General features: G+C 54.2%; 19 protein-coding genes. 10 read left to right on the forward strand and 9 right to left on the reverse strand.

The features are described 5' to 3' along the window. Positions 1-11: 11 nt before the first annotated feature. Positions 12-737, reverse strand: a complete 726-nt coding sequence (locus ACPLPM_RS11765; RefSeq protein ID WP_424356964.1) for a pirin family protein — start codon at positions 735-737, stop codon at positions 12-14. A 380-nt stretch (positions 738-1,117) separates the two neighbouring features. On the opposite strand from ACPLPM_RS11765, the gene proS reads away from it, so the two are divergent. Then, positions 1,118-2,542 carry a proline--tRNA ligase gene (gene proS / locus ACPLPM_RS11770; protein ID WP_424356965.1) on the forward strand — a complete coding sequence of 475 codons (1,425 nt, stop codon included), beginning with the start codon at positions 1,118-1,120 and terminating at the stop codon, positions 2,540-2,542. Between the two features lie 565 nt (positions 2,543-3,107). Here the strand turns inward: proS and ACPLPM_RS11775 are convergent. Beyond that, complete coding sequence (locus tag ACPLPM_RS11775) at positions 3,108-4,415, reverse strand: MFS transporter (protein WP_424356966.1); 1,308 nt, start codon at positions 4,413-4,415, stop codon at positions 3,108-3,110. A 114-nt stretch (positions 4,416-4,529) separates the two neighbouring features. Beyond that, positions 4,530-6,638 (reverse strand): heavy metal translocating P-type ATPase, encoded by a 2,109-nt coding sequence (locus tag ACPLPM_RS11780; RefSeq protein WP_424356967.1) that lies wholly within the window; start codon positions 6,636-6,638, stop codon positions 4,530-4,532. Positions 6,639-6,895: 257 nt separating this feature from the next. Here ACPLPM_RS11780 and pheA point away from each other — a divergent pair, with 257 nt between their 5' ends. Both pheA and ACPLPM_RS11790 read left to right on the forward strand, forming a co-directional pair. Then, positions 6,896-7,708 (forward strand): prephenate dehydratase, encoded by an 813-nt coding sequence (gene pheA / locus ACPLPM_RS11785; RefSeq protein WP_424356968.1) that lies wholly within the window; start codon positions 6,896-6,898, stop codon positions 7,706-7,708. Beyond that, positions 7,705-9,000: an SLC13 family permease gene (locus tag ACPLPM_RS11790; RefSeq protein WP_424356969.1), complete on the forward strand. Its 1,296-nt coding sequence runs from the start codon at positions 7,705-7,707 to the stop codon at positions 8,998-9,000. Before pheA ends, ACPLPM_RS11790 begins: the two co-directional genes overlap by 4 nt. A 16-nt stretch (positions 9,001-9,016) precedes the next feature. Here the strand turns inward: ACPLPM_RS11790 and ACPLPM_RS11795 are convergent, their stop codons facing one another. Together ACPLPM_RS11795 and ACPLPM_RS11800 are read right to left on the reverse strand one after the other, a co-directional pair. Beyond that, a complete protein-coding gene (locus ACPLPM_RS11795; protein WP_424356970.1) occupies positions 9,017-9,412 on the reverse strand; it encodes a response regulator in 396 nt (131 codons plus the stop codon). Between the two features lie 167 nt (positions 9,413-9,579). Next, complete coding sequence (locus ACPLPM_RS11800) at positions 9,580-10,155, reverse strand: YkgJ family cysteine cluster protein (protein ID WP_424356971.1); 576 nt, start codon at positions 10,153-10,155, stop codon at positions 9,580-9,582. Positions 10,156-10,303: 148 nt separating this feature from the next. Here ACPLPM_RS11800 and ACPLPM_RS11805 point away from each other — a divergent pair, with 148 nt between their 5' ends. Then, the gene (locus ACPLPM_RS11805; RefSeq protein WP_424356972.1) at positions 10,304-11,248 is read left to right on the forward strand and encodes a S1C family serine protease; all 945 of its coding nucleotides are present in this window, start codon (positions 10,304-10,306) and stop codon (positions 11,246-11,248) included. A gap of 249 nt (positions 11,249-11,497) precedes the next feature. Here the strand turns inward: ACPLPM_RS11805 and ACPLPM_RS11810 are convergent, their stop codons facing one another. Continuing rightward, on the reverse strand, positions 11,498-13,171 hold the full coding sequence (locus ACPLPM_RS11810) for a sulfate adenylyltransferase (protein WP_424356973.1): 1,674 nt from the start codon (positions 13,169-13,171) through the stop codon (positions 11,498-11,500). A gap of 404 nt (positions 13,172-13,575) precedes the next feature. Between ACPLPM_RS11810 and ACPLPM_RS11815 the strand changes: the two genes are divergently transcribed. Both ACPLPM_RS11815 and ACPLPM_RS11820 read left to right on the forward strand, forming a co-directional pair. After that, complete coding sequence (locus ACPLPM_RS11815; RefSeq protein ID WP_424356974.1) at positions 13,576-14,250, forward strand: hypothetical protein; 675 nt, start codon at positions 13,576-13,578, stop codon at positions 14,248-14,250. Position 14,251: 1 nt separating this feature from the next. Next, positions 14,252-14,926, forward strand: coding sequence for a competence/damage-inducible protein A (locus tag ACPLPM_RS11820; protein WP_424356975.1), 675 nt, complete (start codon positions 14,252-14,254; stop codon positions 14,924-14,926). Between the two features lie 604 nt (positions 14,927-15,530). On the opposite strand, the gene ACPLPM_RS11825 is transcribed toward ACPLPM_RS11820, so the two are convergent. After that, entirely contained in the window at positions 15,531-16,895 is a 1,365-nt protein-coding gene (locus tag ACPLPM_RS11825; protein WP_424356976.1) for a magnesium transporter MgtE N-terminal domain-containing protein, read from the reverse strand. A gap of 116 nt (positions 16,896-17,011) precedes the next feature. Here ACPLPM_RS11825 and ACPLPM_RS11830 point away from each other — a divergent pair, with 116 nt between their 5' ends. Beyond that, positions 17,012-18,007, forward strand: a complete 996-nt coding sequence (locus tag ACPLPM_RS11830) for an aminopeptidase (RefSeq protein WP_424356977.1) — start codon at positions 17,012-17,014, stop codon at positions 18,005-18,007. A gap of 282 nt (positions 18,008-18,289) precedes the next feature. Continuing rightward, a complete protein-coding gene (locus ACPLPM_RS11835) occupies positions 18,290-18,610 on the forward strand; it encodes a winged helix-turn-helix domain-containing protein (protein ID WP_424356978.1) in 321 nt (106 codons plus the stop codon). Positions 18,611-18,799: 189 nt separating this feature from the next. On the opposite strand, the gene ACPLPM_RS11840 is transcribed toward ACPLPM_RS11835, so the two are convergent. Further along, positions 18,800-19,030 (reverse strand): hypothetical protein, encoded by a 231-nt coding sequence (locus ACPLPM_RS11840; RefSeq protein WP_424356979.1) that lies wholly within the window; start codon positions 19,028-19,030, stop codon positions 18,800-18,802. A gap of 220 nt (positions 19,031-19,250) precedes the next feature. On the opposite strand from ACPLPM_RS11840, the gene ACPLPM_RS11845 reads away from it, so the two are divergent. Further along, positions 19,251-20,045, forward strand: a complete 795-nt coding sequence (locus ACPLPM_RS11845) for an SAM hydrolase/SAM-dependent halogenase family protein (protein ID WP_424356980.1) — start codon at positions 19,251-19,253, stop codon at positions 20,043-20,045. Positions 20,046-20,088: 43 nt separating this feature from the next. Next, on the forward strand, positions 20,089-20,766 hold the full coding sequence (locus ACPLPM_RS11850) for a RibD family protein (protein WP_424356981.1): 678 nt from the start codon (positions 20,089-20,091) through the stop codon (positions 20,764-20,766). On the opposite strand, the gene ACPLPM_RS11855 is transcribed toward ACPLPM_RS11850, so the two are convergent. Next, entirely contained in the window at positions 20,767-21,129 is a 363-nt protein-coding gene (locus ACPLPM_RS11855; protein WP_424356982.1) for a response regulator transcription factor, read from the reverse strand. It abuts the gene before it with no gap. Positions 21,130-21,220 lie beyond the last annotated feature (91 nt).

The following is a 21,220-nucleotide window of genomic DNA, read 5'->3' on the forward strand; positions in this document are numbered from 1 at the left end:
ATCAGGTACGGTTAAGCTAGTGGCCTGACGGCCACGGGAACATCGACGAGCAGTAACTCAGAATCTTTCTCAGCCGTAACTACAACTGCCTCCGGCCCGACGATCTCTGCCGACGAACCGGCTGGCAATACATGCCCGGCTATAGTCACAGGCCCCCCGCTCAGGACGTAGAGATAAGCGCCCCGACCCTCATTCAGGTCGTAGGGAAGGCTTTTACCTGCCTGCAGGAAAGAAGAGAAGATTTCGGCATCCTGGTGAATCCGGAGCGCCCCTGGCCGACGGTTGGAGACTAACGGAAACAGGCGATCGGTACGATCGGCCTTACCCGCGCTCTTCTGCTCCACAGACGGTTGCAGCATCGGCTCATCGGGCTTGAACCACATCTGGATGAACCGCATGGGCTTATCCCAGCTCGCGTTGATCTCCGAGTGTACCATACCCGTCCCGACAGTCGTGTGCTGGACCCCGCCTGCCCGCAGGAGGCCGCCTTCGCCCCGCTGATCGGCGTGCCGGAAGATACCATCGACACAATAGGTCACTACCTCGATCTCTTTGTGGGGGTGAAGCGGCCACACGGCGCCCGGCGACAGCGTATCGTCGTTAAACACCCGCAGAGGCCCGAAACCCATGTGCTTCGGATCCTTGTAGCTCCCGAAGGTAAAGTGCCATTTGCCGGTAAAAGTACCGTTCTCGATCTGACCCCTCGCCTGGTAAATCTCGTGTGGCATCCTGACCATGATCATACAAATTAACCATATCAATTATGTAATTACCATCTATTGTGCTTTTCGGTGGCTTTAAGAAGTAAGGAATGGGGCTTAAAAATGCTGCTCAGGAGCCCGTGAACGTACACAAACGCTGCGCTGTGCCAGATCACTGATTTCGACAGATGGCACAGATTACACAGATACGACTTGATCAGCAATTGATAGTCATCCTCGCATTTTGATCTCAATCGTACTCTGTGTAATCTGTGGCATCTGTCGCAATCTGTGTTTCTGGCACAGCGCAGCGTTCGTCTTGCTATCTCCCGCCAGCATTAGCAGCAGGGAAGTTTGTTCACGGTAAACTATAATATTAGAAAGCCTATTATGGCTGATAGTGCGAGGATGAATGCATGGAAGAAGAGTCTAAGTCTCTACCATCCAAAGATAATTTTAGCGAATGGTACAACGAATTGCTGATGACAGCGCAGATCATGGACGTGCGCTACCCGATCAAGGGCGTCTACGTGTGGTACCCGTTCGGGTTCTCCATACGGAAGAAGGTCTACAACATGCTGCGCAACCTCCTGGACGTAGACCACCAGGAGACTTACTTCCCGATGCTCATCCCGAAGCCCGAACTCCTGAAAGAATCGGAGCACATCAAGGGCTTCGAAGACGAAGTCTACTGGGTTACCCACGGCGGCTTATCAGAATTAGAGGTGCCCCTGGCGCTGAGGCCTACCAGTGAGACTGCCATTTACCCGATGTACAAGCTCTGGATCAGGTCTCATGCGGACCTGCCGCTGAAGCTGTACCAGATCGTCAACACGTTCAGGTACGAGACCAAGCACACCAGGCCTTTAATCAGGTTAAGGGAGATCACCTCCTTCAAGGAAGCCCACACCGCCCATGAGACCTGGGACGACGCCGAGAAGCAGGTACACGAAGCGATGGACCTGTACAGCGAGTTCTTCACTAAGCTCGCGGTGCCCTTCATCGTCCACAGGAGGCCCGAGTGGGACAAGTTCCCTGGCGCAGACTATACGATGGCCTTCGACGCGATGATGCCAGACGGCAAATCGCTGCAGATCGGTACTGTCCACCACCTCGGCACCAAGTTCGCGAAGACCTACGACATCACGTACGAGGACGACAAGGGCGAAAGGCAGTACGTCAACCAGACCTGCTATGGTATCTCCGAGCGGTGTATCGCCGCAGTCATCGGCATCCACGGCGACAACAAGGGACTTGTGCTGCCGCCCAACGCATCCCAGACTCAGATCGTCATCATCCCCATCGTCTTCAAGAAGGACGAAGGCGGAGTCAAGGATGCCTGCCAGAAGGTCAAGGAACTCCTGCGGGCTAACGACATAATAGCAGTCATCGATGATGCAGACGAGCGCCCCGGTGCCAAGTACTACAAGTGGGAAATGAAAGGCACGCCCTTCCGCATAGAGATCGGCCCCCGCGACTTAAAGAACAACTCAGTCATGCTGGTCAGGAGAGACGGCAAAAAGGAATCCATTTCCATGGACGGCCTGCCCGAAACCGTCAGAAACAAGCTGATGGACTTCCAGACCGAGCTTCTCAATGTCGCCAGGGACAGCATGATGTCCCGGGTCAAGTCCTGCGAGACTCTGGACGAGGCAAAGCAGCAGATCGAAAACGGCTGGGCCACCATGCCCTGGTGCGGCGACAAAGCCTGCGGCCTCGAAATGGAGAACGTGGTCAACTGCAAATTGCTCGGCGAAGCCCACACCATCAAAGGCGCCGGCAAATGCCCCGTCTGCGGCAAGGCCACAGATCGCATTATAACAATGGCCAGATCTTACTGATCCGGCCTATCTTTTTTCGATTGCCATACTGGCATTTTATACTACGGCGGCACAGCTCCTTATCCTGGCAACCGGAAATCAAATACTAAAACCACAGCGACACTGCGGCACGGAGACAGTGCGAAGCAGTACAACTGGATGGAGATTCTAACCACGGCGGCACAGCGACACGGAGACAGAGCGCAGCCGAATGGCAGGCACTTTTTTATGATCCACGGCGACACGGAGGGCCGAGGGCACAGAGCCAACCACTATATCCAGTATCATTGTGCTAAACCTGATAGGATTCAACGGAGCGTAGGAGCTTTCAGACTAGTGATCAGATACTCAAACTGAAATGATTACCTGGTAAGCAGCTTTTGGTTAATACACTGTCTCCGTGTCGCCGTGTACTGAATAAGAGTTCACTTTTTACCGGTTTACCACTGTCGCTGTGTCGCTGTGCCGCCGTGGTTCAAATAACCATCCGGCTTGTCGTGGATCGTACTGTCGCTGTGTCGCTGTGCCGCCGTGGTTAGATCATCTGCTCTCCAGTTGTCAAGATAAAGAGCTGTGCCACCGTGGTTTATGTCTTTACTACCGGGGTCGCCAGTGGTTCTACTTTCTGTTTTTCGGCTCTCATCAATACTGCCATGATGGCGGCGGCGATGAACCCGAGGATGCCCGATACGAAGTACGGCAATGCGATGTGAACTGCGTACATCAGCCCTCCTGCTGGCGGACCAATAACTCTGCCCAGACTGTTGAAGGATCCCATGACGCCGAGCATTTCGCCCTGGTGATCGGGGTCCGTGCGCTTTGATACTAACGTGTTGAGGCTGGGAAAGACGAGGCCGAACCCGACTTCGATGAGGCAGGTGAAGAGGGCGAGGGTGGCGATGCCCGCCGAGAAGTAGATGGCGATGATGCCTGCGCCGTAGATGATTAGACCGGCAATGATGGTCTTCTGTTCTCCAAGGGTGTTGATCGCTTTTCCTACCAGCAGGCCCTGGCAGACGACGCCGGTGATGCCCATGAAGGTGAAGACGACGCCCATCACGCCCGGGCCGGTTAACTGCATGGTCCAGAAGAGTACTGGAACTGGAGCAGGCTGGTCGGAGAGGCCGAACTTACCCATCAGGAAATAGCCGAAGGTGCCGTCGATCATGGCGGCGGCGAAGCTGATCAGCATAGTGAGCATAAATATGAAGCCCAGCGAGGTCTTCATCGCAGCGAGCATCGAGGTCTTCTTTGTCTTTTCAGACACCTGTCCTGGTACCCGGGACTCGGGCAGGACCACGTACGTAAGCACTGCCATTAGGAACCCGATACCAGCCGCTGCGAAGAACGGCAAGGTCAGGCCCCAGGTGGTCAGGAACCCCGAGATCGCAGGCCCTGCAATAACACCCAGCCCCGAAGCAGCGCCCATCTGGCCCATGAGGGGACCTCTCTCTTCAGGCTTCGTGATGTCGGCGATGAATGCCAGAGTAGCAGGCCAGATGCCCGAGGACAGCGTTCCCCCGATCACCTCGGAGATGAACAGGACGCCGATATGTGGCGACAAACCGGTCCAGTGGCCAATCACTTCAGAGATAGCAAGCGCCGCAGGCTCTGATGACAGACCGGTCACCGTGAATGCCAGCCCGAAACCTGTCAGCCCGATCATCATCACCGGCTTCCGGCCTATCCTGTCGGAAATAGCACCCCAGACCGGAGCACAGACGAACTGCATAGCCGAGAAAGTCGCCATCAGCAGGCCAAGGTCCAGTGCCGTAGCCCCGAGATTGTTTGCATAATAGGGCATGACAGGGATGATGACTCCGAAGCCAAGAGTGAATATAAACATGCCCACCGCGAGCACGATCACCTGCCGGGTCTTGATTTTACTGTCCATGCCTGCCGCCTGCCTGGTAAATTGCCAGCCATATAGAATGAAATCGGGATATAAGTAGCTATTGTAGCGGCGGCCTGAAGGTAACGAGGGACGATATGTCCGACCTTATCTTTTTCACATTTTCAACATCCGGGCGTTGATCGCCACGATCACGGTACTCAGGCTCATGAGAATGGCGCCTGCTGCCGGAGAGAGAAAGATCCCGTAGGCGAACAGGATACCTGCAGCGAGCGGGATGGCGAAAGCGTTGTACCCGGTGGCCCAGAGCAGGTTCTCCACCATCTTCCGGTAAGTCTTTTTCGAGAGGCTCACGATTTTCACCACGTCACGCGGGTCGTTTTTCACCAGGATGACGTCGGCGCTCTCGATAGCCACGTCGGTCCCCGCCCCGATGGCGATGCCGACATTTGCCTGGGTCAGCGCAGGCGCGTCGTTTACCCCGTCGCCCACCATGCCAGTGACGTATTTACGCTGGACTTCCTTTACTTTCTCTACCTTCTGGTCGGGCAGCACCTCGGCGAAATAGTCGTCGAGACCCAGATCTCCTGCCACCCACCGGGCCACGTAGCGGTTATCGCCGGTCAGCATCAGGCACTTGATGCCCATATCTTTTAGCCTGGCGATGGCCTCTTTCGACTCGGGGCGGACGATGTCGGCGAGGGCGATGGCTCCGACCGGCTGGCCTTCTTCCAGCAGGAAGACCACAGTTTTTCCCTGCTGCTTAACTTTCTCCACCCGATCGCTATCGATGGCAAGTCCCTTTTCTTCGAGATAGCCCGGGCTGACTACCCTGTTCATTATGCCGTCGATGAGGCCTTCCACACCTTTGCCCGGGATGGATTTGAAACCTGTCACGGTTTTCAGGTCGAGGCCTTTATCCCGGGCACTTCCGGTAATACCAGTCGCTATCGGATGCTCCGAGCGAGATTCCAGCGAGGCGGTGCGACTAAGTAATTCGTCCTCGCCGTAGTGGTCTGCCAGCGGTATGACTTCCGTTACCCCGAAGGTACCCAGGGTCAGCGTACCGGTCTTGTCGAAGATGATCGCCTGCAAGCCCCGGGCCTTCTCGAAGGCGATCCGGTTCCGGATAAGCAGGCCGGACTTTGCCGCCAGCGCGGTCGAAACCGCTATCACCAGCGGAACCGCCAGCCCCAGAGCGTGGGGGCAGGTGATCACCATAACAGTAGCCGCCCGCTCTACCGCAAAGTTCAGGGTCTGCCCGAAGTAGAGCCAGGCGACAAACGTCAGGGTGCCGATGCTCAGAGCGATAAGCGTCAGTATAAAAGCGGCCCGGTTCGCCAGGTCTTGCGCCCGGGATTTGCTTTCCTGGGCCTGCTTAACCAGTTCGACGACCTGGTTCAGATAGGTATCCTTGCCGGTCTTTTTTACCTCTGCCTTGATGGAGCCTTCGCCATTGACAGAGCCGCCGATGACCTTATCGCCCACTGTTTTAGACACTGGCTTCGACTCGCCGGTAAGCATGGCTTCGTTAACGCTGGTATCGCCTTCGATCACTTCTCCGTCCACGGGTATTTTTTCCCCGGGCTTGACCAGTACCCGGTCACCTGCCTTCAGGTCTTCCACGCTGACGTCGTGGACCATACCGTCCATCACCATGTGGGCTTCCGAAGGCATGATCTTGACCAGCTCCTCGAGTGCCCGGGACGCCCCCATTACTGACCTCATCTCGATCCAGTGGCCCAGCAGCATGATGTCGATCAGCGTAGCCAGCTCCCAGAAGAAGGTCATGCCAGACAGCCCGAACACGACGGCGCTGCTATAAACGTAAGCTACAGTGATCGCCACAGCGATGAGCGTCATCATGCCCGGCGTGCGTTTTCCGAGTTCCTCGAAGAGGCCCTTGAGGAACGGGTAGCCGCCGTAGAAGTACACGATCGACGACAGGATAAACTGGAGGTAGATGGAACCGGGAAAATCGAGGCTGTAGCCCAGGATGCCCTGGATTGTGGGTGATAAGATAACGATGGGAATAGTCAGAATTGCCGAGACGATGAACCGCTTCTTGAAGTCCTCGAGCATCATTTTGTGATGATCGGCGTGGCCTTCGTGCTTCATCCCCGGCGTCATCTCGTGGGCGGGCATTTTGTGGCCTTTGGGAGTTTCAACTTCGGCCGCGTCTTTCAAGTCGTGCTGCTTCAGCCCGGCATCTTTTTCTCCGCCAGGCTCTTCCTGTTCTGGCATTTTATGATGCTCGCGGTCCATGTGAACTCCTTATTACACCATTAAATTGTAAATAAAAATAAAACAGGATGGTAATACGCGATTTTTCGCCCTTGTGGATGAGAAAAGCTGATCTACAGGCAGGATAGATAATGATGCTTCCTTTTTGGAGATTTACCTGGTAAGCGTATTCGCGTACGCAGAATAGCAGTTCAGGTACGCTACTGTTCGTACTTATCCGTCACCGTAAGCCGATTTTGCGCATAGCCTTATATACTGGCAGGCCTTATTTTCACCTGATGAGACTTGGATTGCTGGGCCCGGAGGGAACGTTCTCGGAGATAGCGGCGAAGAAGTGGCGGAAGGATGCCGAGCTGGTGTTTTTCGACGACATGGAGCTGGCGGCGATGGCCGTAGACGAGGGCAGGGTCGATGAGAGCATCGTGGCGATCGAGAACTCGGTGGAAGGGCCTGTGGGAGTTATTCATGACAGGCTGCTGGACATCAAATCCCCGATCATCGGAGAGGTCGTCATCCCGATCAGGCAGTGCCTGATGGCGAGGCCTGATGCTTCAGAGATCAAGGTAATCCTGTCTCACCCCCAGGGCTTGGGGCAGTGCAGGAGCTACATCAGAGAACATTACCCGCATGCTGAGATCCGCTCGACAGGCAGTACGGCTCACGCGGCCAAGCTGGCCCAGGAGTTCCCGGAGATGGCGGCGATTGGGTGCTCTGCTTCTGCGGAGAAGTACCACCTGAAAGTCCTGGCGGAAGGCATCCAGGACCGGACGGCGAACTATACCCGGTTTCTGGTCATCGGCAAAAAAACTCCGGCCCCTACAGGGCATGATAAGACTTCGCTGGCGGTCTATCTCGATCGTGACAGGCCCGGGGCCTTGTATGAGTTCCTCGGGGAATTTGCGGCAAGAAGCATTAATATGACGAGGATAGAGTCGAGGCCGTCCAAGCTGACGCTCGGGGACTACTGGTTCTTTATCGACGTAGAAGGCCACTGCCAGGATAAAAATATGAGTGATGCGCTGCGGTCACTTAAGGACAGGACCAGCAAGCTTAAAATACTGGGATCGTATCCTGTAGCAGACAAGGTATGATCAGTGAAATTCTCATCGTCCTCATTTTTCTGCTGACGTATTTCCTGATCATGGTCAGACCCTGGAAGTTCAACGAGACGACCGGGGCTCTGCTGGGCGCGCTGCTGATGCTGGTCTTTCTGCAGCCTCACCACATCCTGGAAGCGCTGGGCTTCGCAACGCCGTTTGCCACTCCGCAGGTCACGACCTGGAACGTGATCATCATCCTGATCGAGCTGATGGTGATCAGCACGTTTCTGGACGACTACGGGTTTTTCGAGTGGTGCGCGGTCAAGGCGATGCAGATGGCTAAGGGCAATGCCTGGAAGCTATTTACCTACACCTATGCCGTAACCTGCCTGATCACCGCGTTTACCTCTAATGATATCGCTATCCTCACGCTGACGCCGATCATCCTCAAGTTCTGCCACCGGGCCAACCTCGATGCCAAGCCGTTCATGTACTCGTTCTTCTTCGCGGCTAACATAGCGTCCATGTTCCTGCTTATCGGCAACCTTACGAACATCATGATCGCCGACGCCTTCCACCTGGGATACGTGGATTTCGCAGCGTACATGTTTCTGCCCACAATGGCTGCCCTGGTAGTCAACTACCTGATCTTCCGGTACATGTTCAGGAACTCGATCACAGCCAGTTATCAGCCGCCTGAGCACGTGAACTCGAAAGAGCTGATCAAAAGTATGCCCATGGTAACCGTGGGCCTTGTAGTGCTGGTCTTCGTCCTGATAGGATGCGGGTTCGCCAGCGCCATAGCCATCCCGCTGTCAGTAATAACGACGATCGGTATAATCGCTATATATCTGGCCGAGCGCAAGCCGATGCTCAGGACTAAGAGAATTTCGTGGCGGGTGGTCGTCTTCGTGATCTCGCTGTTCATAGTAGTCAAGGGCCTCGAAGTAAGCGGAGTCAACGCTCTGGCTGGCAGTGCCATATTATCTATAGTGGGGCAAAACCCGATCGTGGCGACGTTCTTCATGTCGCTGGCCTCCGCGTTCCTGTGCAACGTGGTAAACAACATCCCGATGACTGCCATGATGGTTCCGGTATCCCTCGCCATTGCCCACACGCCTGACATGGCCCTTGCCATGGCCTATTCCCTCGTGATCGGCAGCAACCTGGGGGCAAATATCACTATTACGGGAGCGCTGGCAGGTATTCTCTGGATCGAGTGTGCCAGAGCCGAAAAATGGACTACCGGAATTATCGAGTTTATTAAAACAGGGCTGACAGTGACACCCTTGGTCATCTTAGCCTCAGCCGCAGTCCTCGCCCTGGAGATTGTTTTATTTTAGGGTTCCTGCGATCAGATCAGGCGGGAATAGCGCCAGTAGCCTTTTTGACCGTGTCAACGATGTCCTTCAGGCTGGCGGGCTTTTTCAGGAAAGCGTACGCTCCGGCGCTTATCGCTTCATCCCGCACGGCTACGTCGGCACTTAAAAAAATAATCCTGGCTTCAGGGTCAAGTTTCAGAATTTCTCTGCTGGCGTCGATACCGTTCATGATCGGCAGGCGGTAATCCATCAGGATCGCGTGTGGCCGGGGAGTACACTCAATATATTTTTTTACCGCTTCTATGCCATCGTAAGCGATGAAGCAAATCTGAATCCCTTTCCGGGAAAATGCCTTTTCGTATACTTTGACGAGCTCTTTTTCGTCTTCCACGATGGCGATACCTACCCTGCATGCAGGACTACATTCGTTCATTAGTCTTCTCCACAGGCTGGCGAGGACGAAGGATTAATGCCCCAGGTTCTGTTCAGATACGGTTTTACGATCTCAGGATATAGCAAGCATAAGTACCCCGATATCCCGCAAATAAGAATATTTTTACATATTTATTATATTTATTTAATTCTAACCCGCCCAAGAATTCATCTGGAAGTTAGCGCCTCAGCTCTCGCCCGGATTGCCTCTGCCCGCCTGGTGATCTCTGCGGCATCACGGAGTTTTTCCGCCAGGCGGTCGGTTGCTTCACGCCATGGCCGCTCTTCGAACGAGTCGTGCTGCGCGAAGTATTGTTTTGTGTGCTCGAACTGGATATCCCTGGCTGCAAGTAACTCGAGGTCTGCAGCCAGCGGCAGATCCACGTCAGGCATCTTCAGGATGGCGCACGTCGGAATGGCGTTGACGTGCTTTTTCAGGTCCCGGACCGGCAGAAGGGACGATTCGGGAAACACCCAGCAGCCGATAGGCTTTACCAGGTGGATGCCGCAGAGCGCGTTCTTTAGAAACGGGCAGCCGTCAGGCGCCAGGATGACAGAATACCTAAATCCCCCGGGCGTTGTTACGACATCGCAGTACTGGCGGAAAAATTCTTCTGGCCGCAATCCCAGCCCCATGCTGATATTTCGGATGTCGAGCAAAGATACGGCGTAATACGGGTCTCTGCGACAGCAGAGTCCGCAGCACTCGCACTCGAATTTTGGTTCGTTTCGGGCTTCTGGCATGACTGATTAAATATCTACTGCATGCCAGATAAAGGCTTTGTGAGTCACCATTTGAACTATAAGGGGCCCCAAATAATTCTCTGCCTGTACATTATTGTGCCATATATTTTATATAAATGTCTAAATAATATGTTAACGGGAGTGTGCCATGTCAATATCCGATGATGATATGATCAAGGTCATTGAGAAAGTAGGGCCATCTGTAGTCAACATCAACACAGTACGCCTGGTTCACGATTATTACATGAACATCGTGCCGCTGAGGGGCATGGGTTCGGGAGTCATTTTCGATGGTAATAATGGCTACATACTGACCAACAACCACATTATCGAAGGAGCCGAAACTATCGAGGTTACGCTCTTCGACGGCAGAAAGTACAAAGGAAAGCTCGTCGGTACCGACCCTACAAGCGATATTGCGGTGGTAAACATAAAGGGAGACAATCTTCCGGAGGCAAAGCTTGGCATTTCCGAAACGGTCAGGGTCGGCCAGACAGCGATTGCGTTTGGCAACCCGTTCGGGTTCCTGCTCCGAGGGCCGACCGTAACTGTCGGAGTCATCAGCGCCCTGCATCGGACCATACAGGCCGAGCAGGGGGTGTTCGAAGATCTGATGCAGACGGACGCCCACATCAACCCGGGCAACAGCGGCGGGCCGCTGGTCAATTCCACCGGCGAGATCATTGGTGTCAACTCGGCCAACATCCCGTTCGCCCAGGGCATCGGCTTCTCTATACCGGTGGACGTAGCCCGACGCATCGCCCAGGAGCTGATCCAGCACGGGAGAATAGTCCGACCATGGCTGGGTATCCTGGGCGTGGGCGTCAACCCCCAGATTTCCCAGTACTACGATCTGCCCTCGGACAAAGGTATCCTGGTCACCCGGGTTTTCAACAACAGCCCGGCAGAGGAAGCTGGAATATCAGCGGGAGACCTGATCTTGTCCACAAATCAGAAGGATGTAAGCGATATGGACCAGCTGACCAAAGAAGTGCGGGCTAAAAAGGTGGGCGACCACGTTACCATGGTCGTCCAGAGAGGCCCTGTCAGGCAGGAAGTGGACCTCACGCTGGCTGAGATACCTTCGCAGTAAATCGTCAAACGCCGATGAAAGATAAATCCAGCTCTTAGCGCCCGGACGCTAAAAAAAAATATTCCCGTCTCCTCTCGCCCCTGTACAACGCAGGAAAAATATTAAATAACAATATCTGGCCAATAGAGAGCTCAGAGGTTCACAGGGAGCACGAAATCAATAATATGATAGGATGCGGAATTATTGTTTATCCGTGCCCCCTATGCCCTCTGTGCACTCTACAGGCACAAATTTAATGATTTTTAGCTCTCACCGGTACTCCTCGTACTTCAGCGGGTTCCAGATGAGCTTCCGGTTATCGATCTTGCCGTCGGACATGCTTTCGTAGACGACCTTTGCGACTTCCAGCTCCTTTTCAGCCTCAGCCTTGCTCTGGAACATTTTGTTATCAGCGTTCGGATCGGCAGACCGGACTTTCTCGTCCAGCGCTTTGATCAGGCTGAGCTGCCGTTCCCGGGTGTACTCGGCCACTTCTGCTTTCCACTGCGGAGTCAGGTCCCTGCGTACGTCCATGTTATACTCGACGTCGCTGGCGATATCCCGGAGGATCCGGTCAGCGTTTTCCCGGACATCCATGAGCGCCCGCTCGACGTCCTCGATGGTGAGATCCTCCCAGGACAGGGGCTTCTCTCTGAGCTGCCCCCCGAGGCGCTTGGCCACGAGGTAGAACGGGAACATCTTCTTGATGATGGAGCCTACCGGGTAGATCGAACCGCCATTTTCATCGAGGCCCTTGGGCTGGATACCCTGCATGCCGATCCTCGATACTTCCGGCCGGGATACCTCTTTGGGTGGCAGGTACCCATACCTCATGAGCTCGCGGATACCGGTACCACTGATGTTGATCCGGTACTGCTTGCCGTGCGGGCAGGTATTTTCAGTTGCGGTGGTGCCGCAGCGGCAGCAGTAGAAGACTTCGCTGAACGCCATCAGCTCGATGCCCAGCTCCTTCGAGCCGCCGTCGTACAGGCGGTCGAAGATCGACTGGCATTCGTAGTCACCGTAGTAACTTCCCACACCTGCGTGGTCCCTGCCGATGGCAAAGTGGGTGGCGCCGAAGTTCCGGGATACAAGGGCATGAAGGATCGCTTCTCTTGGCCCGGCGAAGATGTAGGTGACCCGAAGCGGGCTCATCAGGACCCTGTCTTTCGGGTAGTACTTGTTGATGAGCGTCTCGTATGCCTGGATGCGGTGCTCGGAGCGGATGTACTCTGGCTTAGCCAGCTGGACCAGCGGCTGAATGAGCAGCATGTCGTTGTTTTCCAGCGCGACGCGGTGGATGTGCTCGTGGCCCCGGTGGACGGGGTTTGCACCCGTGATGAAACCTACGACAGTCCGGGCTCCCTTCTTCTTGTAGAAGTAGTCGAAGCTCTCCGCAGGAGTCATCCGGTACTTCTCGAAGGCACCCCAGTAGGCCCGGTTCAGCAGCTCCACCTTACCCGCAAGCGACCTCTCGCCCATGCGCTCGTAGATGCTGCGGACACCCGGGTGGCGTTTATCGGTCGTGCCGAAGACGCACTGGGCACGCTCCTCCCGGTCGTACTCGAAGACTTCTTCAGTGTGGATTCTGGCCACAGGCTGCTTGTCCCGGTTGATCAGAGTTACTACATCGCCATTTTTCAGGTTTCTCAGGACTTCCTGGTTCTTCTCGCCGGACATGGCAAACGATAGCGGAGTAGGCCACGGCGTACCGTCTGCGAGCCGTCCGGTATGGAGGACAGATGAATAGTCATCCCGGTTCATGAAGCCATTACACGGGCTCAGCGCACCGGTGGCGATCATCTCTACTGTGATCCAGGCCTCCTCGTCGATCATGATGGTGTTCTGATTCCTTGACAGGTTCTCATTCGCCTCTTCAAGGGCAACTTCACGCACAGGACCATCCAGGACCGTGTTGACCAGTTTCACCTGTTGTATGCTCATTGTTGGCCTCCACATAGGTTTTTTAAAACTGACTATAATATATAATCATTATAGACTGTTTCCCTGTGATAAATTAAACTGCTTATAGATAAAGATATTGCTAGTCAATTGACGTAAATCAAAGAATATAGCCGTGGTCAAAGATATATACTCATTAAACTATATAAAATTTTTCGGAGTACGCCGACAGCATTATGCAAATTCGTTATGGAATATGTAACAATTTATAACTATTATTCATGAGGTATACAGGAGATGATACCGCGGAAAATTCAGCATCCACATTTCTATCAAAATTTAACTCCATTGTCACCACATCGTTAGATAAAGGTAAAATAGCCCTAGCTAGTCTATATTAACCTGTTACTATGTAATCGTGCTTGAGCACGAGGATTGTGGTAAGCATGAAGCTTAGAATCATGATCATAACGGCGCTACTCGCGCTATTGCTTGTCGCGCCTGCATATGCCGCAGACAGGATCTATTATGCCGAACCAGCCAAACTGGTCGACGACAACGGCATCGAAATCCAGATCAAGGACGTCAAAGTTTCGGATATGCCCACTGGGTACTCGATCTTCAACTACCCGCCATCCCAGTACCAGTTCTATACTATATCTTACTGGATTGCCAACCCGACCGACGAGCGGATCAAGTACCAGTTCAAGATTAACTTTGTCGACGAGAAGGGCAGAGTTTACACGTCGGAAGAGTTCAACCTGGCAGGGAACATCGACCCGAACAAGAAACTCCTCGACATGATGCAGTACCCGCCGACTCAGAAGGAATTTGCAGTGTACCGCAATGCTACCGGTGTTTACCTGCAGTGGGAGCACATCGACAGGTACCTGAACGAGATGAAAATAACTAACATCTCCCTGGTTCAGGAAGCTGCGCCGACGGCGACCGTCACCCCGGTACCCACCGCCACTGCAGCGCCGGCCGCGACGCCTACTGCCACACCCGTGCCCACGGCTACACCCGGATCGCAGCCCTGCCTGCCCTTCCTGCCGATGGCCTTAATCGCAGGCGGCTTTGGTACTGTGGGACTGATCTATAACCGCATGGGCCGGCGGTAAGATGGATGTCACGATCATCTGCATCGGCGACGAGCTTCTGACAGGCGACGTGGAAGACCTCAACTCGACGTGGCTCGCCCGCCAGCTGGCGGAAACCGGAGCCCTGCTGAAGCGCATCGTCACGATACCGGACGACGTAGATGTCATTGTGTCGGAGATTAAGCAGGCAGCCACAGAGAAAGTGATCATCACGGGAGGCCTCGGGCCAACCCACGATGACATTACCCGGTATGCAGTGGCAAAAGCGGCCGGTGTTAGCCTGTACCGGGATCCGGATGCCGTGAAGATCGTAGAGAAGAAGCGCGGCAGGCTGGTAGAGGCTGCCTACGTTATGGCAGACATACCGGAAAAAGCCGCCGTCATCGACAACCCCGTAGGCACAGCACCCGGGTTCATCATCGCCGGCCGCATTTACGTGCTCCCCGGAGTGCCGTCGGAGATGAAGGCCATGTTCAACCTGGTCAGAGACCAGTTCAAAGGCCCCCGGCTTACCGTCGACTGGGTGATCACACAGCGGCCCGAATCGGATATCGTCCCCACCCTCAACGAAGCGGTAAAAAAGTTCCCCACCATCGCCTTCGGATCTTACCCTTCCGGCGTCGTGAAGATCAAGATGAAGTCGTACGATGCCGAAGCCGTGAGACAGGCTAAAGGGTGGCTCACCAACCACCTCTGAGAGTCATTTTTTATAAACCACGGCGGCACAGCCCCATATACCGACAACTGGGACGCAGAGGTTCTAACCACGGCGGCACGGCTCCTTATCCCGACAACTGGGACGCAGAGGTTCTAACCACGGCGGCACAACGACACGGCGACAATTCGAGAAACGATGACAGAATGGTTATTTGAACCACGGCGACACAGAGACAACCGTACCCGAATAGTAGGGCTCCATTTTTTATTGATCCACGGCGACACGGCAGGCTGAAGGCACGGAGACGATCCTTCTTTTGTTAATATACGGGACAAACCAGGAATCACTATATAAAATTGTTTACCGGTCACGTGATCATAAGGACATATTGAAACGCCTGGCCAGTAAACCGTATTTGGTTAATGCGCTGTCTCTGTGTCGCCGTGGACTTAAAAAGAGTAACCTGTTAAGGCATCGCAGTTGCCTCCGTGTCGCCGTGCCGCCGTGGTTCAAATAACCAACTGGTTGTAGTAGTTCGCCATTGTCTCCGTGTCGCCGTGCCGCCGTGGTTCAAATAGTTGATCTTGTTATCGTATCTCAACCTGCCGCCGTGCCGCCATGGTTCAGACAATCGGCAGATATTTCAGGCCTCTGCGGCCTTGGCCCGGCGGGGGAAGGTGCGGGGGAACTGCTGTTTCCACTGGGGCGGGACGACGAGATCAATGACGTCGTCTACGATGACTACTCCCAGGAGGCTGTCTTTGTCGTCGACCACGGGCACGGCGAGCAGGTCGTACTTTGCCATTACGCTGGCGATTTCTTCGATGGGCTTGTCGACGGTGACTTTGGCCGTTTCTTCAGACATGATGCCTGTCACGGACTCGGTGCGGCGGGCGAGTAGCAGGTCTTTCATAGATATGTAGCCCTGCAGCCGGTTTTCTTTGTCGACCACGTAAATATAGTACACTGACCAGACTTCTTCGCTGAGCTTCCGCACTTCCTCCACAGCATCACCGACTGTTCTATCCACGCCTACGGTGACGTAGTCAGGTGTCATCATGCCGCCCGCCGAACGGACAGGATACTTTAAGAGGCCGGATACTTCCTGGGCTTCTTCCCGGTTCATCAGGGATAATAGCTCCGCCGACTTCTCCTCGGGCAGCATGCCGAGTAGATCGGCCGCTTCTTCGGGAGACATATTCTCGAGGATGTGGGCCATCCGGACTTTGTTCATGCACCCGGCCACCTTGACCTGGACATCGATGTCGGATTCCTCTAGCGTTTCTGCTGCCACCTCGTCGTCCATAGACTTCAGAAGGGCTACCCGCTGCCGGTTGTTCAGCTCTTCGACAATGTCGGCGATGTCCGCCGGGTGAAGCTCGGATATCCCGTGGCGGGGGATCTTCAGGTGCAGAGAAAGGAGTTCCGGCTGCAAGGGCTGCATGTAAGACCAGGGAATCACATGATCCTGCAGGTCAGCCCCGAACCTGCCGACAAAGCCCAGGATACCGAGCCTGCGCAACAGGCTTTTCATGCCGGTATCCACCCCGATCACGGACAGGACATTGTTGAACCGGGCGAGCAGCACATCGTTGACCCGCACCACTTTCAGGCCGCTGGTATCCACTATCTGCTTGTCGAGCACGGTATCTTTCAGCGACAGGTCAGCGGACTCCTTCTCGCCGGGAGGTATTCGCTCCCGCGGTAAGGCAAGTCGAATCCTGCCGCCGACTTCTTCTACCTGGTGCCAGGGCACGATATAATGGCGCTGCGGAAAAGTAGAGAAGACAATGCTGGATACGTCGAGAAACCGCTCCCCGGGCTTGACGATCAAATCTTCGAGCCTTCCCAGCCTGGTTCCCTTGTTGTCGTAAACGGACAGGCCAATCAGCTGGCTAAAGAAAGCGACGTCTGACACCCCCATCTTTTTCAGCTCTTCCGCCCAGACCGGCGGCTGCCCTTTCCAGCCTGCGACGACGTCGGACAGGCGGTTAACTGTCAGCCTCATGATCCCTCACACTTGTTCATTAGACAATGTCCATGACACGTTTATATGGTTTAACGAGCCTGACGGCGGCATAAAGAATCAGTACATCTTTCAAGCCGGCGGCGAACCTGTCAAGCATGAAGGATATCGGGCCGGACATCAGGAGAAGCGCGGCAGCGGCAATCAGAGACTGCCTCAACGTGTCCCTGGAGGATAGAGTACTGGTAGTGACTGATACAGTGAGAAAGGACATCGGCATACCAATCCATCAGGCGGCCCTCGATGCGGGGTGCGACGCGCTGCTGATGGAGATGAAGCCCCGGGTCCGCAGCGGCGAGGAGCCGCCCCGGGCTGTCGAGCATGCCCTGTTGCATACCGACGTATTCGTAATGGCTACGACGGTCTCCCTGTCGCACACCCAGGCCCGGAAAGAGGCCTGTAAAGCCGGGGCCAGAGGTGCGTCCATACCAATCCAGAATACTGATCAGGACCTGGTGTTGAGGACGTTTGCCAGAGGAGGTATGACAGCAGATTATCCCGCGATGAGCAAGAACATCGATCGGATTATGGATGCCTTGAAACATATTCACGAAGCCCGGATAACAACCGCCAAAGGCACCGACATTACTTTTACTTTCGAGCACAGGAAATGGCACGCCGACACAGGTATCGTAGCTCATCCCGGCGAGTTTACCAATCTCCCGGGCGGAGAAGTCTTCGTCGCCCCGTTCAGCGCCGAGGGCACCGCGGTTATCGATGGCACCTTCGGAGATTTCGGAATATTATCCAGGCCGCTCAAGCTGACGATTAAAGATGGCTATGTAGTGACTGCGGAAGGAGGCCATGCAGACGAGCTGCACAAAGTTTTCGATCACCTCGGCAGGAACTCCAGAAACATCGCCGAGCTCGGCATCGGCATGAACCCCAAGTCGAAGCTGTGCGGTATTCTGCTGGAGGATGAAAAAGTCGGCAATACCGTGCACATTGCCCTCGGCGACAACACCGGCTTCGGCGGGGAAGTAAGCGTACCGTTCCACTTCGATGGCATCATCACCGGGCCAAGGCTTTACATAGATGGGGAGGAGATGGATCTCAAAGAGTACGTTTTCGGAGCGATGAAGACCACGGCATAGCCTTGCATTTTTTACTACCCGCGTAAAAATCGTACACTGATATACGCCATATCAACCATATAAATGTATAATTTGTCAGTACACGCAAGTTATACGTTTATAAATAGTTATAATTACTAATTACTATTTGTAGTAGTAAGGCGAGAGATAGCTTAATAAAGCAGAAAGAGCCAGTTATAATAAGAAATAACGCTTCTCTTGCCTTTTACGGCATTCATCGACCCGATACAAGCGAACAAACACATATGGTATATGTGTAGCGTATAAAGTGGAGGAAATGAGATGGAAATATTAAAGACCCTGTCTTACGTGGGGACGATGGACGTACTGTTCACCATCTGCAAAGGTAAAACCAAGTTTACCGACATAATGTTCGAAACCGAGCTGAACCCGGGCATCCTGAACCGCCTGCTGAAGACGCTTCTGACGGCCGGCATCCTCAACAAGGACCGGGACGGGTACCACCTGTCGGAGAGAGGCGCGAAGATCGTGCTCTATACGTTAAAGATCCTCGACACGGAGAGCGAAATGCCCAACCAGGACTACAAGGCTCTTATCCAGGTCCTGAGTGCTCAGGTCGACCAGCAGGTCAAAGCGGTATAAGAAATTTAAAAGTATGGTTTGCGGGGGTGCCTGCAAACTCTCTATCTCCTTTTATTGCAGTCGTCACCTTAAGGTACGATAACGTCAGCGTACGCTACCGATGTTACATGAAGTAAAAAAGATCAGGAATGACCTTAGGGAGGCCCTTTCAGGCTGCCGGTAAAAGTTTTCGATCTGCCTGTCCAGCCATCAGGCCGGATCTACGACCGGGTTCTGCGCATCAGTACTTCTGGAGTACAGGACTACGACGTTACCGCAGATCGGGCACACGATGGACGAGTGGATGACATTGCCCTCGAGATCGGTCTCCACGTCAGTCACAACGGCTTCCGAGAAGTATAGTACGTTGAGACACCTGTCGCACTGCTTTTCTATGGTGAACTGGGGATCGTTTAATGCCACGTTCTTGATATTGACCATCTGATCACCGTCTGTCAGGAGTATTTTTCAATAGATCATTCACCATTATTGACTTAAAGGAATTGTTATTAAACCATAATTATCAGAAAGAAAGAGTTTTCAGGGAATTGCAGGGCATCCGTCACCAGGGCGGACGAGAATTCAGGGCGATGGGCACAAAGCTGGTTCTGCTGTCAAGTAAGTATAAAATCTCCGGCAACTGAAAACTACGTTGAGACCTATGCCAGGCATAGTAACGATCACTACCGATTTCGGGGATATCTACCCGGGCATAATGAAGGGCGTCATTGCCTCCGTATCCAGCCACATCAGGACCGTCGACATCACTAACTCTATCCCTCAGGGGGATATCAGCCAGGGTGCTTTTATCCTGCAATACGCTAGCGCCAGCTTTCCAAAAGGTACTGTCCACCTTGCCGTGGTTGACCCTGGCGTAGGAAGCGGCCGCAGGGCGCTGGTCATCCTCGGAGAAAAATACTGGTTCGTGGGGCCGGATAATGGTCTGTTGCTGCCGGCTGCCCGGGCCCAGGGACAGTTCAGGGCTTACGAGATCACCGATCTGAAATTCTTTGAAAAGTCGGTGAGCCCGGTCTTCCACGGCAGAGACGTGTTTGCGCCGGCGGCCGCCATGGTAGCGGCAGGAGACAGTGTTCCCGGGCTGGAGGAAATCTTCGACCCGGTCGACCTGGACTTCGGGGTGCCGGTGCTGGAAGAAGATGGCATCCACGGGCAAGTCATTTTTGTGGACCCCTTCGGCAACGTGATCACCAACATCGGCGGAACTGCGCTGGGAGGACTGCTGTTCCTCGGCGACACGGTAGAGATAAACGGCACTGCCGCAACCTATGTTACCACATATCATGACGGCGGGGCAGGAGACCTGCTACTGCTGACTGGCAGCCACGGCATGGTGGAGATCGCCATCAACGGAGACAGGGCTTCTGAATACACGGGGCTCGGGCGGGGCGACGAGGTCGTGATCAGCGTCCGGGAAAGACAGTCCGACGGCCGGTAAAGAGATATATCAGCGGCGCCTTTTAGATCAGAGGTTTGATGCTATGAGGCGGCCGTACGTGGAAGTCATATCGGAGATGACCGTAGATGGCAAGCTCACGCTAAAGCGGGGCCTGTCCAGCAAGATCATCATGGGCCTGATGGACGAGCATAGCCACTATTTCTTACACAAAAAACGATCAGAGTTCGACGCGATCATGGTAGGCAGCAACACCATAAAGATCGACAACTCTATCCTGACTAACCGGCTCGCCCCCGGCAAAAGCCCGATCCGCGTCATACCTTGCTCTGACGGCTCCATACCGCTGACAGCAAACGTGCTCAATAAAGATGCTCCCACGCTGATCTGCGTCTCGGAAAAAGCCGATGCCTGCCAGGTAGAGGCAATCAGGAATGCCGGCGTGGAAATCGCGGTCTGCGGCCGGGACAGGATTGACATCGACCTGCTAATGGATACCCTCTACGCCCGGGGAATCCGGCGGCTGATGGTGGAAGGCGGACCGACGCTGATATGGCAGCTGATCAGCCGCCAGATGATCGACCACATCACTCTGATCCAGATCCCGTATATCATAGGCGGAGACAGTACGCCTTCCCTGGTAGGCGGTCCCGGCGTCGACAGCATCGACAGCGTAGTGCAAGTAGACCTGACAGCGTTCTACAAAGTAGGAAACCACCTGATCACAGAGTACGATCTGCACTACAATGGTCAAAATGAGTGATTAAGCCCTGGGCAGGTACTTCTGCACTTCTGCGGTCAGTTTCGCCATACTGAAAGGCTTTTCCAGGATGCCGGCAAAAAGCGCCGGGTCGATCTCGGACGGGGATAGAATACGCCCGGAGATTAGAACAATCGGAGCAGTATTTGTCTGCCCGGACCCCTTGATCTTTTTAGCGAAGTCCATACCGTCCATGTCTGGCAGTGTCAGGTCAAGCAACACGAGATCGGGTGAGTACTCATTGTATAGCTTGATACCACCCACGCCGGTAGTAGCGTAGCGGACTTCGTGGCCTTTGTGGGTTAAAGCCATCTGGATAAGCTCGCAAATTCCGATCTCATCGTCTACGACCAGTACTTTTGCCAATTTCAACACCTGCAGTACAGCTCCGCTACAGGGGCTGCCGAGTTACACTTACGTGATATATTATTCCATTATAGATAAAACTTCACATAAG

Source organism: Methanocella sp. MCL-LM (assembly GCF_049676595.1).
In the GTDB taxonomy this organism is placed as follows: Archaea; Halobacteriota; Methanocellia; order Methanocellales; family Methanocellaceae; genus Methanocella_A.

Coding starts and splice junctions, on each gene's coding strand:
- ACPLPM_RS11805 (WP_424356972.1), top strand. CDS start 10,304: ATGTCAATATCCGATGATGATATGATCAAGGTCATTGAGAAAGTAGGG.
- ACPLPM_RS11775 (WP_424356966.1), bottom strand. CDS start 4,415: ATGGACAGTAAAATCAAGACCCGGCAGGTGATCGTGCTCGCGGTGGGC.
- ACPLPM_RS11825 (WP_424356976.1), bottom strand. CDS start 16,895: ATGAGGCTGACAGTTAACCGCCTGTCCGACGTCGTCGCAGGCTGGAAA.
- proS (WP_424356965.1), top strand. CDS start 1,118: ATGGAAGAAGAGTCTAAGTCTCTACCATCCAAAGATAATTTTAGCGAA.
- pheA (WP_424356968.1), top strand. CDS start 6,896: ATGAGACTTGGATTGCTGGGCCCGGAGGGAACGTTCTCGGAGATAGCG.
- ACPLPM_RS11815 (WP_424356974.1), top strand. CDS start 13,576: ATGAAGCTTAGAATCATGATCATAACGGCGCTACTCGCGCTATTGCTT.
- ACPLPM_RS11810 (WP_424356973.1), bottom strand. CDS start 13,171: ATGAGCATACAACAGGTGAAACTGGTCAACACGGTCCTGGATGGTCCT.
- ACPLPM_RS11790 (WP_424356969.1), top strand. CDS start 7,705: ATGATCAGTGAAATTCTCATCGTCCTCATTTTTCTGCTGACGTATTTC.
- ACPLPM_RS11795 (WP_424356970.1), bottom strand. CDS start 9,412: ATGAACGAATGTAGTCCTGCATGCAGGGTAGGTATCGCCATCGTGGAA.
- ACPLPM_RS11820 (WP_424356975.1), top strand. CDS start 14,252: ATGGATGTCACGATCATCTGCATCGGCGACGAGCTTCTGACAGGCGAC.
- ACPLPM_RS11780 (WP_424356967.1), bottom strand. CDS start 6,638: ATGGACCGCGAGCATCATAAAATGCCAGAACAGGAAGAGCCTGGCGGA.
- ACPLPM_RS11835 (WP_424356978.1), top strand. CDS start 18,290: ATGGAAATATTAAAGACCCTGTCTTACGTGGGGACGATGGACGTACTG.
- ACPLPM_RS11850 (WP_424356981.1), top strand. CDS start 20,089: ATGAGGCGGCCGTACGTGGAAGTCATATCGGAGATGACCGTAGATGGC.
- ACPLPM_RS11765 (WP_424356964.1), bottom strand. CDS start 737: ATGGTCAGGATGCCACACGAGATTTACCAGGCGAGGGGTCAGATCGAG.
- ACPLPM_RS11800 (WP_424356971.1), bottom strand. CDS start 10,155: ATGCCAGAAGCCCGAAACGAACCAAAATTCGAGTGCGAGTGCTGCGGA.
- ACPLPM_RS11840 (WP_424356979.1), bottom strand. CDS start 19,030: ATGGTCAATATCAAGAACGTGGCATTAAACGATCCCCAGTTCACCATA.
- ACPLPM_RS11845 (WP_424356980.1), top strand. CDS start 19,251: ATGCCAGGCATAGTAACGATCACTACCGATTTCGGGGATATCTACCCG.
- ACPLPM_RS11830 (WP_424356977.1), top strand. CDS start 17,012: ATGAAGGATATCGGGCCGGACATCAGGAGAAGCGCGGCAGCGGCAATC.